Source organism: Micromonospora sp. H61, from assembly GCF_018070325.1.
Classification (GTDB): Bacteria; Actinomycetota; Actinomycetes; order Mycobacteriales; family Micromonosporaceae; genus Micromonospora; species Micromonospora salmantinae.
This window is the reverse complement of sequence record NZ_JAGPXY010000029.1, coordinates 64,871-79,231: the sequence shown is the minus strand read 5'-3', so window position 1 is coordinate 79,231 and position 14,361 is coordinate 64,871. Positions and strand designations below refer to the sequence as shown.

The 14,361-nt window shown below is 73.3% G+C and carries 13 protein-coding genes; 2 read left to right on the top strand and 11 right to left on the bottom strand.

The features are described from left to right. From KBX08_RS17035 to deoC, 10 genes are all read right to left on the bottom strand, one after another. Positions 1-181: permease prefix domain 1-containing protein (locus KBX08_RS17035; protein ID WP_247669528.1), on the bottom strand; the 181-nt coding region annotated here is incomplete at its 3' end. 68 nt (positions 182-249) lie between these two features. Next, the gene (gene cydC / locus KBX08_RS17030; RefSeq protein ID WP_210784467.1) at positions 250-2,040 is read right to left on the bottom strand and encodes a thiol reductant ABC exporter subunit CydC; all 1,791 of its coding nucleotides are present in this window, start codon (positions 2,038-2,040) and stop codon (positions 250-252) included. Continuing rightward, a complete protein-coding gene (gene cydD / locus KBX08_RS17025; protein WP_210784466.1) occupies positions 2,037-3,713 on the bottom strand; it encodes a thiol reductant ABC exporter subunit CydD in 1,677 nt (558 codons plus the stop codon). Before cydD ends, cydC begins: the two co-directional genes overlap by 4 nt. Then, a complete protein-coding gene (locus tag KBX08_RS17020) occupies positions 3,710-4,717 on the bottom strand; it encodes a cytochrome d ubiquinol oxidase subunit II (RefSeq protein WP_210784465.1) in 1,008 nt (335 codons plus the stop codon). The genes cydD and KBX08_RS17020 overlap by 4 nt, the downstream gene beginning before the upstream one ends. Positions 4,718-4,727: 10 nt before the next feature. Beyond that, the gene (locus KBX08_RS17015) at positions 4,728-5,981 is read right to left on the bottom strand and encodes a cytochrome ubiquinol oxidase subunit I (protein WP_210784464.1); all 1,254 of its coding nucleotides are present in this window, start codon (positions 5,979-5,981) and stop codon (positions 4,728-4,730) included. Between the two features lie 273 nt (positions 5,982-6,254). Beyond that, a complete protein-coding gene (locus KBX08_RS17010; protein ID WP_210784463.1) occupies positions 6,255-7,160 on the bottom strand; it encodes a M56 family metallopeptidase in 906 nt (301 codons plus the stop codon). A gap of 10 nt (positions 7,161-7,170) precedes the next feature. Further along, the gene (locus tag KBX08_RS17005; RefSeq protein WP_091394501.1) at positions 7,171-7,644 is read right to left on the bottom strand and encodes a BlaI/MecI/CopY family transcriptional regulator; all 474 of its coding nucleotides are present in this window, start codon (positions 7,642-7,644) and stop codon (positions 7,171-7,173) included. Positions 7,645-7,800: 156 nt separating this feature from the next. Next, entirely contained in the window at positions 7,801-8,625 is an 825-nt protein-coding gene (locus KBX08_RS17000) for an aldehyde dehydrogenase family protein (protein WP_210784462.1), read from the bottom strand. Next, a complete protein-coding gene (locus KBX08_RS16995) occupies positions 8,618-10,075 on the bottom strand; it encodes an aldehyde dehydrogenase family protein (RefSeq protein ID WP_210784461.1) in 1,458 nt (485 codons plus the stop codon). Before KBX08_RS16995 ends, KBX08_RS17000 begins: the two co-directional genes overlap by 8 nt. Before the next feature lie 6 nt (positions 10,076-10,081). Next, positions 10,082-11,041, bottom strand: coding sequence for a deoxyribose-phosphate aldolase (gene deoC, locus KBX08_RS16990; RefSeq protein WP_210784460.1), 960 nt, complete (start codon positions 11,039-11,041; stop codon positions 10,082-10,084). A gap of 133 nt (positions 11,042-11,174) precedes the next feature. Here deoC and upp point away from each other — a divergent pair, with 133 nt between their 5' ends. Continuing rightward, entirely contained in the window at positions 11,175-11,807 is a 633-nt protein-coding gene (gene upp / locus KBX08_RS16985) for a uracil phosphoribosyltransferase (RefSeq protein WP_210784459.1), read from the top strand. A 72-nt stretch (positions 11,808-11,879) separates the two neighbouring features. Further along, positions 11,880-12,557, top strand: a complete 678-nt coding sequence (locus tag KBX08_RS16980; RefSeq protein ID WP_210784458.1) for a GPP34 family phosphoprotein — start codon at positions 11,880-11,882, stop codon at positions 12,555-12,557. Between the two features lie 130 nt (positions 12,558-12,687). On the opposite strand, the gene KBX08_RS16975 is transcribed toward KBX08_RS16980, so the two are convergent. Next, the gene (locus KBX08_RS16975) at positions 12,688-14,355 is read right to left on the bottom strand and encodes a phospho-sugar mutase (RefSeq protein ID WP_210784457.1); all 1,668 of its coding nucleotides are present in this window, start codon (positions 14,353-14,355) and stop codon (positions 12,688-12,690) included. Positions 14,356-14,361: the final 6 nt, after the last annotated feature.

The following is a 14,361-nucleotide window of genomic DNA, read 5'->3' as shown; positions in this document are numbered from 1 at the left end:
CCACCGCCCGGCGTTGCGCCTCGGTGGGTGGCACCCCGCTCTCGCGGTACGCCTCGACGGCGTCGAGCAACCCGTGCCGGGCCTCGGTCAGCAGGTCGGACTTGAGCCGCGCCGGCCCCTGCAGTCGAGCGGCCAGCTCCCGCAGGTGCTCGTCGACCATCACGTCCTCACCGCGCCCCATGGCACCACACTGCCACGGACTTCCGCCGGTCGACGTCCGGGAGAACCCTGGTCCGCCCCCGAGTCGGCTCAGGGGGCGAGGGCCAGGTAACCCCGTTCGGCTGCGGCCTGGAGCAGCCACTGGTCCCGGTACCAGCCCGGGGCCGCGACCAACTCGGCGTGCCGACCGCGCTGGATCACCCGGCCGCCGTCCAGGACCACGATCTCGTCCAGCTCGGCCAGCCCGCTGAGCCGGTGGCTGATCAGCAGCACCGAGTGCCCGGCGGGGGTGGCGGCGAGGGCGGACGCGAGCACCGCGTCCGCGGCGGTCGGGTCCAGACCTTCGGTGGGCTCGTCGAGCACCAGTACCGGCGGCGCGGCGAGCAGGGCCCGGGCCAGCGCCAGCCGCTGCCGCTGCCCGCCGGAGAGCTGCCCGCCCTCCTCGCCGACCAGCGTGTCCCAGCCCGCCGGCTGAGCGCGGACCCAGTCCAGCAGGCCGGCGGCGGCGGTGGCCGCGGTCAGCTCCTCCTCGCCCGCCCCGGCCCGCCCGAGCAGCAGGTTCTCCCGCACCGTGGCATGGAAGACGTACGCCTCGGCCAGCAGCCCACCGACCGCGCGCGGCAGCGCCTCCTCGGCGTACGTCGAGAGGTCGTGACCGTCCAGGGTGACCCGGCCGGACGCGGGCCGGACGGTGCCGGTCAGCACGGCGGCCAGTGTGCTCTTGCCGGCGCCGCTCGGGCCGACGACAGCGATCCGGCGTCCCGCCGGCAGGTCCAGGCTGAACCGGTCCAGGGCGGGCGCCGCACCGGCCCGGTACCGCACCGTCACGTCGTCGAAGCGCAGCTCGTGCGGGCCGGTCAGGTCCGTTGGACCGGTCGCCGGTGGCGCGGGCGGCGGGTCGGCGTCGAGCAGGTCGGCCACCCGGGTCAGGCCGGGGCGCAGCTGCGTCCACTGCCGGGCCGCCGCCACCAACGCCAGCGTCACCTCGACGGCGGCCAGTGTGCCGACGGCCAGGACGCCCACCAGCACCCCCGACACGTCGGCGGCGAGCGCGACCAGCACCACCGCTGCGGCGGTCAGGCCGGCGGCCAGCACGCCGGCCGCGTCCACCGCGAACCCGGTGGCGGCCAGCCGACGTTCCAGCCGGGCCAGCCGGTCGGCGCGTTGCTCGGCGGCGCGCAGCGTGACGTCGGTCGCCCCGAACGCGGCCAGGTCGGCCGCGCCGTGGGTGAGGTCGATCGCGTCGGTGGCCAGCGCGCCCCGCAGGGGGGCCACCTCGGCCGCGCTGCGGCGGGTGACCGCGGTGGCCAACGCGGGCAGCGCCACCCCGGCGACAAGCAGCCCGAGGGCGAGCGCGCCGGCGGCGGGTGGTGAGATCAGCGCCGCCACGGCGACCGCCAGCACACCGACCACTGCCGCCGCCGAGGCGGGCACCAGCACCCGCAGCAACAGGTCCTGGACGGCCTCCACGTCGGAGACCAGTCGACTCAGCACGTCCCCCGAGCGGTGCGCCGTGCCACGGCGGGCCGCCAGGGTGGCGAAGACCCGGGCCCGGACGTCGGTGATCATGCGGAGCACCGCGTCGTGTCCGGCGAGCCGTTCGGTGTAGCGGAACACGCCCCGGCTGATCGCCAACGCCCGGACCGCGACGATCGCCACGGTGAGGCGGTCCAGTGGAGGCTGACCGGCGGCGCTCATCAGCAGCCAGGTGGCGGTGGCCATCAGGGCCAGGCCGGCGAACTCGGTGGCGGCCGCCAGCAGCCCGGCTCCCACCAGGCGGCCCAGGTACGGCCGGGCCAGTCGCAGCACGGCCCGCTCGGCGGCGGCCCGCCCCGCCGGTGCCGCGTCGGCCACCACCGCCGGCCCGTGTTCTCCGGTCATCGGGCGGCCTTCCCGGTCGGTTCGGGCGTCAACTCGGTGTCCCGACCGTCCTCGATGCGCAGGATCCGGTCGGCGTCGGCCAGCAACGCCGGCCGGTGCGCGACAAGCAGCGCCGTCCGCCCGGCGACCAGGCGACGGGTGGCGTCGAGCACCACCGCCTCGGCCGCCGTGTCGAGTCGGGCGGTGGGTTCGTCGAGCAGCACCACCGGGGCGGCGCGCAGGAACGCCCGGGCCAGTGCCACCCGCTGCCGCTGCCCACTGGACAGCCCGTGACCGCGTTCACCGAGGAGGGTGTCCAGGCCGTCGGGCAGGCCGGCCACCACGTCGTCCAGTGCGGCGTCGTGCACCGCGGCGGTGAGTGCGTCGGCCGGGGTGTCGGGCGCGCCGAGGCGGATGTTGTCGGCCAGCGAGGCGGCGAAGAGGTGGGCCCGCTGCGGCACCCAGGCGAGCTGCCGGCGCCAGGCGTCCGGGTCGGCGGTGGCGAGGTCGACCCCGTCCACCGTGACCCGGCCGCTGGTCGGCACCACGAAACCCAGCAGCAGGCCGAGCAGCGTGCTCTTGCCGGCGCCACTGGGCCCGATGATGGCGATCCGCTCACCGGGCCGGATGGTCAGTGTCACGTCGCGCAGCGCCGTGGTCCGCTCGTACGCCACTGTCACCCCCTCGAACCGGATCTCGGCCCGTGCGTCGGGGACGGAGGCGCCCTCGGCGGCCCGGGGCGCGGTGGGTGCGGCGGAGACTGTCAACGCCTCGTCCAGCGCGGCCAGCCCTTCCATGCTGGCGTGGAAGCGGCTGCCGGCGGCCCGCAGCGGCAGGTACGCCTCCGGGGTCAGCAGCAGCACCAGCAGCGCGGTCTGCAGGGCCAACCCGCCGCCGAGCAACCGGATTCCGACCGGCACCGCGACCAGCGCCACCGAGAGGGTGGCGACCAGTTCGAGGACCAGCGCGGAGAGGAACGCGATCCGCAGCGTCTTCATGGTGGCGACGCGGTGACCGTCGGCCATCCGGCGTACCACGTCGGTCTGCGCCCGGGCCCGCCCGAAGGCGCGCAGCGTGGGCAACCCGGCGACCATGTCGAGGAAGTGCCCGCCGAGCAGCGCGAGCCGCCGCCACTGTCGCTCGGTGGCGGCCTGCGCCTGCCAGCCGAGCAGCGCTCCGAAGACCGGGATGAGCGGCAGGGTCAGCGCGATGATCACCGCCGAACTCCAGTCGGCGAAGACGACCCGCGCCAGCACCGCCAGGGGCACCGTCACGCTGAGCACCAGCTGCGGCAGATACCCGGTGAAGTACGCGTCCAGCGCGTCCAACCCACGCCCGGCCAGGGTGGCGATCTCACCGGCCCGCTGCCCGGCCACCCACCCGGGCCCGTGCCGGCCCACAGCGCCGAGCAGGTCGGCCCGCAGCGTGGCCTTGACCGTGGCGGCGACCCGCGCCGAGACCGTGCCCTGCGCCCAGACCAGTGCCGAGCGGGCGGCGACCGCGACCACGAAGCCGGCCAGCGCCGGTCGATCCAGCCGACCGTCGATCGCGGTGGCCAGCAGCGACGCGAGCGCGGTGGCCTGCGCCACGATCAACCCGGCGGCCAGCACCCCCAGGAGCGCGAGCACAGCAAGATCGCCCCGGGCCGCAGGGACCCGGCGCAGCAGACGCGGGTCGAACGGACGGCGGCTCACCAGTACACCGGTGCCCTACCGTCGGTCCGTCCTCGGAAAACCCACCAGCACATCGCCTGGAAGCCTAGTAGGGCCGGAAGTAGCGGCAGCGCCACCCAGCCCAGCAGCCGCAGTGTCGGCGCGCTGGCGGCGGCGTCGGCCACCCGCAGCGAGGCGTCCGGGTCGGTCGTGGACACCAGCACGTAGGGCCAGAGAGCGGCTCCGACCAGCAGCACCGGCAGCGCCAGGGCCGCACCGGTGGCGACCAGAGCCCACCCTGGCCGCCGCCGGGCCAGCGCCGCGCGGGCCGCCAGCAGCGCCGCCACGAGCAGCACCGGCAGGAGTACGGCCACCGCCGGCCGCTGCACGGCGTCGCGTACCCGGGCGGAGAGCAGGCCCACGACGGTGGCCAGGGCGACCGCGGTGAGCGCCACCGGCACCAGCCGGCGGGCCGTACGGCCGACCACGGCGGCGGCCTCGGCCGACAGTCGCACTGTGAGGAAGGTCGCCCCGTGCACCGCGACCAGTGTGACCATGGCCAGCCCGGCGGCGGCCGCGAACGGGGTGGCCAGGTGTGTCTCCCCGGCGACGTGCCCGTCGGCCTGGAGGGGTACGCCCTGCAGCAGCGCCGCGAGCAGCACACCCCAGCCCAGCGCGGCGAGTGCGCTGCCGACCACCACGACGCGGTCCCAGCGGGCGCGGACCCGCTCGTCGTCGGGTCGGCTGCGCAGTTGCACCCCGACGGTGACCAGGATGACGCCGACCAGGGCACCGGCGACGGCCGGATAGCAGCCCGCGAGCAACTCGCCCTCCAGGAGGGGGAACGCGCCGAAGAGAATGCCCACGGCGGCCACCAGCCAGACCTCGTTGCCGAGGAAGAACGGGCCGAGCGCGGTGAGCGCCTCCCGCCGCCCGGCCGGACCGACGCCGCGGGCGAGCAGCAGCCCGACGCCGTAGTCGTAGCCGGCGAGCACCAGGTAACTGGCGAAGAAGAGGCCGAGCAGGGCGTACCAGGCGAGGTCCACTGTCTACTCCTCAGAGGAGGGCGGGTTCGGGGTGGGCCGGCTCGGTGGGCGGTGCCGGTGGGCGGCCGAGCGCCGGGTCGGCCGCGCCGCGCCTGGCGTGCCGGGCGAGCAGCACCCAGTTGGTGACGGCGAGAGTGCCCAGCAGCAGGCTGAACCCGATCAGCGAGGCGAGCATCAGCGGTGCGCTGACCGGGGAGACGGCCTGCTCGGTGGGGAGCAACCCGTACGCCACCCAGGGTTGACGGCCGACCTCCCGGGAGATCCAGCCGAGGATCACCGCGATGAACGGCAGCGGCAGGCCGAGCACGATCAGCCAGAGCGGGAAGCGCAGTCGGATGACCCAGTCCCGGAAGAGCAGGGGCAGCAGGAGCCAGACGCAGCCGAGGGTGAAGCCGATCAGGACCATGAAGCCCAACCCGACGCTGGCCAGCGCCGGCGGGGTGTAGTCGCCGGGGCCGAACCGGGTGGTCCACTCGGCGATCAGCGCCTGGCTCTCCGGGCCGTCACCGCCGAACTTGGTCGGCTGTACCGAGCCCACCGGACCGAACTGGGCGAAACCGAAGCCCTGCACCATCGTGATGGCCAGGGCCGCGGTGACCAGGCCGATCCGCAGCGAGGTGCGGAAGAGCGCGAAGTCCGGGGTACGCCGGATCAGGTGCCCGGCGCTGACCGCCGCCATCAGCATCCCGCCGACCAGCAGCGCCGCCGAGACCACGTGCCCGAAGGCCATGCCGAGGCTGGGGTTGGTGAGCAGCGCGCCGAAGTCGGTGAGGTGGGCGATTCCGTCGCGGACCTCGTAGCCGACCGGGTTCTGGAGCCAGGAGTTGGCCACCATGATCCAGAACGCCGAGGCGTACGCGGTGATCGCCACGCCCCAGAGCAACGCGAGGTGGACGCCCTTGCCGAGCCGGTGCCAGCCGAAGATCCACATCCCGAGGAACGTGGACTCCAGGAAGAACGCCACGAGCGTCTCGATGGCCAGAGGCGCGCCGAAGACGTTGCCGACGTAGCGCGACAGGCCACTCCAGTTCAGCCCGAACTGGAACTCCATCACGATGCCGGTGGCGATGCCGAGCACGTAGTTGATCACGTAGAGCTGACCCCAGTAGCGGGTCAGCCGCTCCCACTTCGGGTTGCCGGTGAGCACCCAGGCGGTCTGCATGCCGACCAGCAGGGTGACCAGCCCGAGCGTGACCACCACGAACAGAAAGTGGATCGAGGTGGTGGTGGCGAACTGCAGGCGGGCGAGGAGCAGGGTGTCCATGACAGCCCTCCATAGCGTTGGCTCCCTTGTCGTAGCCACCCTACACGTAGTTTGCCTACTGGTAGCAACTACTACGCCCTGTCGTAGGTAACCCTACTACGTCACGTAGTAAATGGGGGAAGGTCGCGCTCGATCCTGGATGTAGTGGTCTCGCGACCCCCGGGATGCCCCTCGATCCTGGATCGAGTGCGATCTTGCGAGGGGTGCCGGGGGCGCGGGGCAGCGGCCCTCCGCGCGGTTCTGCCGCGTGGGCTCAGCGGTGCCTTGTGGTCGTCAGCTCAGGAAGAGGGTGACCGGGAGGGCGACCAGCGTGGTGGCGACCGCGAGGGCGGTGGCGCCGAGCACCCGGGGCGGCCGGTCGCTGACCAGCAGGCGCTGCACCCGTACGTCGAGATCCCGGTCGCCCATGCCGAGCGCGCCGGCCGGGGTGATCCGGTGCCCGGCGGCGGCGAACCGGCGCAGCGCACCCGCCAGCGGGGCCTCGGCGTGCAGCTCGCGGGCCTTGTCGTCGGCGCGCATCTCGACCAGCAGGGCGACCCGCTCGTGCGCGTCGCGCACCCAGCCGAACCACGGCAGTGCCCGGCACAGCGCGGTGAACGGCAGCAGAACCAGGTCGTGGCGCTCGTGGGCGTGCGCACGCTCGTGGCTGAGAACCGCGGCCAGCTCGGCCCGGTCCAGCAGGCTCAGGGTGCCGGCGCTGACGACCACCTGCGGCTTCACGCCCGGCAGGCAGTACGCGGCGGCGCTCGGATGATCCAGCACCAGCGCGCCCGGCGCGGCCGGGTCGTTCCGGGCGACGAGGGAGAGCAGGTCCCGGTGGCGGCGCTGGGCGCGTACGGTGCCGTGGATGCTGCGCACTGTCGTCGTGACCAGCACCGCCCCGATGCCGAAGCCCACGCCGACGCCGGCCAGGTGGAACGTGCCCACCCCGATCGGCAGGGTGCCGTGGGCGAGGTCGTTGGTCAGGGCGAGCAGTGCGCTGCCGGTCGGCCGGTCGTACGCGCTCAACCCGAGGGCCATCGGCAGGCCCATCGCCGAGAGGCCCAATGCCAGCCCGACCGCCTGCCAGCAGATGATCGCCACCCGAGGGCTGCGCCACGTCCAGGTGGAGCGGGCCAACACCTGGGCGGTCAGATAGCAGGCCAGCATCGTGGCGGCGAAGTGCACGGCGTAGGCCATGGCGCGCGCCCTACCGCTCCGCTGCCTCGCCGGCGGGTCGTCGGCCCGCCGGCCCGTCCACCCGGTCGGTCAGGGCGTCGGCCCCGCCCGCGTCGCCGCCGGTGGAGCCCGGCCCGGTCAGGCCGGCCTCGCTGCCCAGGGCCGCTCGCAGCACCTCGGCCTCGGTGCCGGTCACCGAGCGGGCGAAGCGCACCAGCGCGGCGTCCCGGCTGCCACCCAGGTCGAGGGCGTCGAGCATGAGTTGAGCGATGTGCGCCTCGCGGCTGGCCGCCGGACGGTACCGCCAGGCCCGACCCTCCCGCTCCCGCTGCACCATGCCCTTGCCGGCGAGCCGGTCCAGCACTGTCATCACAGTGGTGTACGCCAGCTCACGGCCGTCGAGCGCGTCGGCCACCTCGCGCACGGTCACCCCGTCCGACGTGCCGGGAACCACGTCCCACAGCACGTCCATCACCGCACGCTCAAGATCGCCCAACCGAGTCACGAGCCAATCCTACCCCCGGTAGTAGACCCCCCACCCACCCGCGCCACCCAACCCGGGCCCACCCGGATCCTGGTGACCCGACCCGAGGCGGAACCCGCAAGCTGACCCGACCGACGAACCCCTCCCCCGAAAACCCAAAAGGCCGAGCAAAAACGATCACACCCCCTTGGGGTGCCACACCGTCTTCGTCTCCAACAGCGCGGTCATCGGCGCCACCCCTGGGTCAGCGGTCCAGTCGTGGTTCCCCGGGGCCGGTCGGAGCACCCGCTTGAGGTTCTCCGCCGCCTTGACCTCCAGGTCGGTGGCGAGCGCGGCGTCGCCGACCCCGGTCAGGTCGATCGCGTTGACGTCCATGTGCGCTGCCAGCGTCGGCGCGGTCTCGGTGATCGCGCCGGTGAGGATGTTGACCACACCGCCGGGCAGGTCGGAGGTGGCCAGCACCTCGGCCAGCGTCACCGCCGCCAGCGGCTCGCTCGGGGAGGCCGCCACCACCACCGTGTTGCCGCTGACGATCGCCGGGGCGATCACACTGACCAGGCCGAGCAGCGCCGGGCGCTCCGGGGCGACCACAGCGACCACGCCGGTCGGCTCGGGCGCGGAGATGTTGAAGTACGGGCCGGCGACCGGGTTGGCGCCGCCGTACACCTGGGCCAGCTTGTCGGCCCAGCCGGCGTACCAGACCCAGCGGTCGACAGCGGCGTCCACCTCGTCGCCGGGGATGCCCAGGGCGACGAACTGTTCGCGGCGGCCCTCCAGCATCTCGGCGGCCCGGTAGAGGATCTGACCCCGGTTGTACGCGGTCGCGCCGGCCCAGCCCTTGACGGCGGCGCGGGCGGCGACCACCGCGTCCCGGGCGTCCTTGCGGGAGGCCAGTGACACATTCGAGGACTGCACGAGATACGACCGTCCCGACTCGCTGCGCGGGAACTTCCCGCCGATGAAGAGCTTGTACGTCTTGCGTACCGCGACCCGCTCAGACATTGAGGTAGCCCTCCAGCCCGTGCCGGCCGCCCTCGCGACCGTAGCCCGACTCCTTGTAACCACCGAACGGCGAGGTGGGGTCGAACTTGTTGAAGGTGTTGGCCCAGACCACGCCGGCGCGCAGCCGGTCGGCCATCCACAGGATCCGGGAACCCTTGTCGGTCCAGATCCCGGCCGACAGCCCGTACGGCGTGTTGTTGGCCTTCTCCACGGCCTCGGCCGGGGTGCGGAAGGTGAGCACCGACAGCACCGGGCCGAAGATCTCCTCGCGGGCGATCCGGTGTGCCTGGGTGACGCCGGTGAAGATGGTCGGCGCGAACCAGAAGCCCCGGTCGGGCAGGTCGCACGGCGGTGACCAACGCTCGGCGCCCTCGGCCGAGCCGGCGTCGGACAGTTCGCGGATCCGCTCCAGCTGGGCGGCCGAGTTGATCGCGCCGACGTCGGTGTTCTTGTCCAGCGGGTCGCCGACCCGGAGCTGAGCCATCCGTCGCTTCAGCGACTCCAGCACCCGGTCGGCCACGTTCTCCTGGACCAGCAGTCGGGAGCCGGCGCAGCAGACGTGCCCCTGGTTGAAGAAGATGCCGTTGACGATGCCCTCGACCGCCTGGTCGATGGGTGCGTCGTCGAAGACGATGTTGGCGGCCTTGCCGCCCAGTTCCAGGGTGAGCTTCTTGCTGGTGCCGGCGACCGACCGGGCGATGGCACGGCCCACGTCGGTGGAGCCGGTGAAGGCGACCTTGTCCACGCCTGGGTGCTCGACCAGCGCGCGGCCGGTGTCGCCGGCACCGGTGAGGATGTTGACCACACCGGCCGGCAGGTCGGCCTGCTGGCAGATCTCGGCGAAGAGCAGCGCGGTCAGCGGGGTGGTCTCGGCCGGCTTCAGCACCACAGTGTTGCCCGCGGCGAGCGCCGGGGCGATCTTCCAGGCCAGCATGAGCAGCGGGAAGTTCCACGGGATGACCTGCGCGGCAACCCCAAGGGGTTGCGGGATCGCCCCGCCGTGCTGGCTCGCCGGCCTCTGGCCGAACCCGGCGTGCTCCAGCTTGTCGGCCCAGCCCGCGTAGTAGAAGAAGTGCGCGGCGACCAGCGGCAGGTCGACGTCGCGGGACTCGCGGATCGGCTTACCGTTGTCCAGCGATTCCAGGACGGCCAGCTCGCGGGAGCGCTCCTGGATGAGCCGGGCGATCCGGTACAGGTACTTCGCCCGGTCCCGGCCCGGCATCGGGCCCCAGACCTTGTCGTACGCCTTGCGGGCGGCGCGCACCGCGCGTTCCACGTCCTGGGCGCCGGCCTCGGCGACCTCGGCCAGCACCTCCTCGGAGGCGGGGTTGATCGACTTGAAGCTGCCACCGTCGGTCGGGTCGACGAACGTGCCGTCGATGAACAGCCCGTACGAGGGTTTGAGGTCCACCACCGAGCGGGACTCGGGGGCGGGGGCGTATTCGAACATCGGCTATCAGTCCAGGGTGAAGTAGTCGGGACCGGAGTAGGTGCCGGTCGTCAGCTTGGTGCGCTGCATCAGCAGGTCGTTGAGCAGGCTGGACGCGCCGAAGCGGAACCAGTCCGGGTCGAGCCAGTCCGGGCCGACGGTCTCGTTGACCATCACCAGGTACTTGATCGCGTCCTTGGTGGTCTTGATGCCACCGGCGGGCTTCACGCCCACCTGCCGTCCGGTCGCTTCGCGGAAGTCGCGGACCGCTTCCAGCATCACCAGGCTCACCGGCATCGTCGCCGCGATCGGGACCTTGCCGGTGGAGGTCTTGATGAAGTCGCCGCCGGCCAGCATGGCCAGCCAGGAGGCCCGCCGGACGTTGTCGTAGGTGGCCAGTTCGCCGGTCTCCAGGATCACCTTGAGGTGGGCGTCCCCGGAGGCCTCCTTGGTGGCCACGATCTCGTCGTAGACCTCCTTGTAGCGCCCGGCCAGGAACGCACCCCGGTTGATCACCATGTCGATCTCGTCGGCGCCGGCCGCGACGGCGGCCCGGGTGTCGGCCAGCTTGATCTCCAACGGCGCCTGGCCCGACGGGAACGCCGTCGCCACGCTGGCCAGGTGCACGCCACTTCCGCGCAGCACCTCCGCCACGTGCGGGACCATCGCCGGGTAGACGCAGACCGCGCCGACGTGCGGGCAGGACGGGTCGGCCGGGTCCGGACGCAGGGCCTTCGCGGCGAGCGCGCGCACCTTGCCCGGGGTGTCCGCCCCCTCCAGGGTGGTCAGGTCGACCATCCGGATCGCCAGGTCGATCGCCTGGGCCTTGGCGGTGGTCTTGATGGAGCGGGTGCCGAGCTGTGCCGCCCGCTGCTCCGCGCCGACCTGGTCCACGCCGGGCAGGCCGTGCAGGAAGGTCCGCAGAGCGGTCTCGGATCGTCCCAGCTCGGAGAGCTCCGACCGGGCCGACGTCGTTGTCGCCGTCATGCCGGGAAGTCTACGCACCGGACCGCCGAGTGATCTTGCTCACGACCGCTCGACGACGTGCCGACGTGAGCGGCGTCCCTGGTCCGACCGCACCCGCACCGCCGCGCGGTACGGACCGGTAGGTTGAGCGATCGTGGACGTACACGTCATTGACCACCCGCTGGCCCAGTCTCGACTGACCGCCATGCGGGACGCGCGCACCGATTCCTCGACGTTCCGGGCGGCGCTGCACGAACTGACCACCATGCTGGTGTACGAGGCGGCGCGCACCTTCCCCGTCGAGCGGTACCCGGTGCAGACGCCGGTCACCGGCACCGAGGGCACCCGGCTGGCCAACCCGCCGCTGCTGGTCCCGGTGCTGCGCGCCGGGCTGGGCATGGCGGACGCCGCGCTGGGCCTGCTGCCCGAGTCCTCGATGGGTTTCGTGGGCCTGGCCCGCGACGAGGAGACCTACGAGCCCCGCGCGTACATGGAGTCGCTGCCCCGCGACCTGGCCGGGCTGCCGGTGCTGGTGCTGGACCCGATGCTGGCCACCGGTGGTTCGCTGGAGCACTCCTGTCGGCTGCTGGCCGATCGGGGCTGCACCGACATCACAGTGCTCTGTGTGCTCGCCGCCCCGGTCGGCATCGAGCGGCTGGAGCGCTCCGGCCTGCCGTTGCGCCTGGTCACGGCCTCGATCGACGAGGGGCTCAACGACAGCATGTTCATCGTTCCCGGCCTCGGCGACGCCGGCGACCGCCAGTTCGGTGGCATGCCCCGCTTCTGAGGGGACACCCGGTCGGTGCCGGGTCCGGCGGGTCCGTGCGCGGGGTGCGTGGACCCGCTACCGTCTCCGGCCATGACTGGTGTTGCGCTCGCCGAGGAGTTGCTGCTCCTCGCCTACGACGACACGACCGGCAAGGCGACCATGCCACGGATCAGCCTGGACCTGGGCATGGCCGCCGCGGTGCTGGTCGAGCTGGCTCTGGCCGGCCGGATCGCGTACGCCGACGGGTCCCTGACGGTGATCGACCCGACGCCGACCGGCGAGCCGTTCAGCGACGATGTCCTCAGCCGGATCGCCGCCGACACCCCGCACACCCCCGCGTCCTGGGTGCAGCGTCTGCGGCACGGCCTGCGCGACCGGATCCTCGCCGACCTGTGCCGGCAGGGCGTCGTCCGGGACATCGACGAGACCGAGCTGGGCTTCATCCACGTGCACCGTTACCCGGTCGTGGACACCTCCGTCGAGGCGGAGACCCGCCAGCGGCTGGCCGAGGCGCTGACCGGCGCGGCAGCCCCGGACGAGCGGACCGCCGCGCTGGCCACCCTGGTCGTGGTGCTCCGGATGGAGTCCGCGCTCGGGGTGAGCGGCGAGGCCGCCGCCGACGCCCGCCGCCGACTGACGGAGATCGCCACCGGCGCCGGATTCTCCGGCGAGGTGAGCACCGACGACTCGGTGGTCCGCCCGTCGGTCGGCCTGGTCGTCGCCGCCCTGGCCAAGGCCGTCGACCAGGCCCTCGGCCCGCGCCGCTGACCGTCGGGTCGACCCCGCTCGACGCGCCCTTTGCTCTGCACCCGCCCAGGCGCCACCGGCCTACAGCCGGATGGCGCTTCCGCGGGTGCAGAGCAAAGGACGGATCTGTCGTGGGTGGGTGCTGCGGGGTTCAGATGCCAAGGGCTGCGCTGACCTCGGCGCGGAGCGCGGCGACGGCCGACGCCGCCCTGCTGCGGGCCGTCCGGACGTCACCCTCCACGACCGGTTCCACCACCTCGAGGTACGCCTTGAGCTTCGGCTCGGTCCCGGACGGGCGGATCACCACCCGGGCCACCGCGGTCCGCAGGATCACCACGTCCGACTCGGGCAGCAGGTCCCGGACGCTGTCCACCGGCTGCCCGAGCAGTGTGGCCGGGGTGGCCGCCCGGATCCGGGCCATCGCGTCGGAGATGACCCGCAGGTCGTCCACCCGGGCGGAAAGTTGGTCGGTGTGGTGTACGCCGAACTCGGCGGCCAGCTCGTCCAGCCGGTCGGTCAGCGTACGACCTCGCGCCTTCAGCCCGGCGGCCAACTCGGCCACTGTCAGCGCGGCGGTGATGCCGTCCTTGTCCCGGACGTGTTCCGGGGCGACGCAGTAGCCGAGCGCCTCCTCGTAGCCGAAGACCAGCGGCGCGCTTCCGCCGCCGGCCCGCACGATCCACTTGAAGCCGGTCAGCGTCTCGTCGTAGGGCAGGCCCCGAGCCGCGCACATCGCCCGTAGCAGTGACGACGACACGATGGTGGTGGCGTAGAGCCCGGTCACCCCCCGGCGCATCAGGTGATCGGCGAGCAGGACACCCACCTCGTCGCCCCGCAGCATTCGCCAGCCTTCGCTGACGTCGCGGACGACCACGGCACAACGGTCGGCGTCCGGGTCGTTGGCGATGGCGAGGTCCGCGCCGGTGGAGTCGGCCAGGGCGATCAGCCGGTCCACCGCTCCCGGCTCCTCCGGGTTGGGGAACGACACGGTGGGGAACGCCGGGTCCGGCTCGGCCTGGTCGGGCACCACCCCGGGGGTCGGAAAGCCCGCGCGGGCGAAGGCGGCGGTGAGCACCGCCGCGCCCACCCCGTGCAGCGGGGTGTACGCCACCGTCAGGTCCCGTGGCCCGTCCGGGTCGATCACCGCGGTGGCCCGTTCGACGTATGAGGCGACCAGGTCGTCGCCGAGCACCTGACCGGGCTCGCCCAACGGCACCTGGGCCAGCGGCCCGACCGATCGGATGGCGGCCTCGATACCGGCGTCGGCGGGCGGCACGATCTGCGCGCCGGCGCCCAACTCGCCGCCCAGCTCCGCGCCGAGGTAGACCTTGTAGCCGTTGTCCTGCGGCGGGTTGTGGCTGGCCGTGACCATCACTCCGGCGACACCGCCGAGGTGTCGCACGGCGTACGCCAGCACCGGGGTGGGCAGCGGGCTGGGCAGCAGCAGCGCCGGTCGGCCAGCGCCGGTGGCCACCTGGGCGGTGCGCTCGGCGAACTGTCGGGAGCCGTGCCGGGCGTCGTACCCGATCACCAGCGGGCCGGTGCCACCCTGGGCCGCGAGCCAGGTGACCAGGCCGGCAGCGGCCTGGGTGACCACTGCGAGGTTCATGCCGTTCGGGCCGGCGCGCAGCGGGCCGCGTAGGCCCGCCGTGCCGAAGGTCAACGGGCCGGCGAACCGGTCGGCCAGCTCCGGGGCGCTCGCCGGAAGCCCGTCGAGCACCGCCGTCAGCTCGTCCCGGCTGGCCGGGTCGGGGTCGTCGGCCAGCCAACGCCGGGCTTGCTCGCGAATGTCGTCGATGTCAGTGGTGTCCGCCGCCATGCCCCT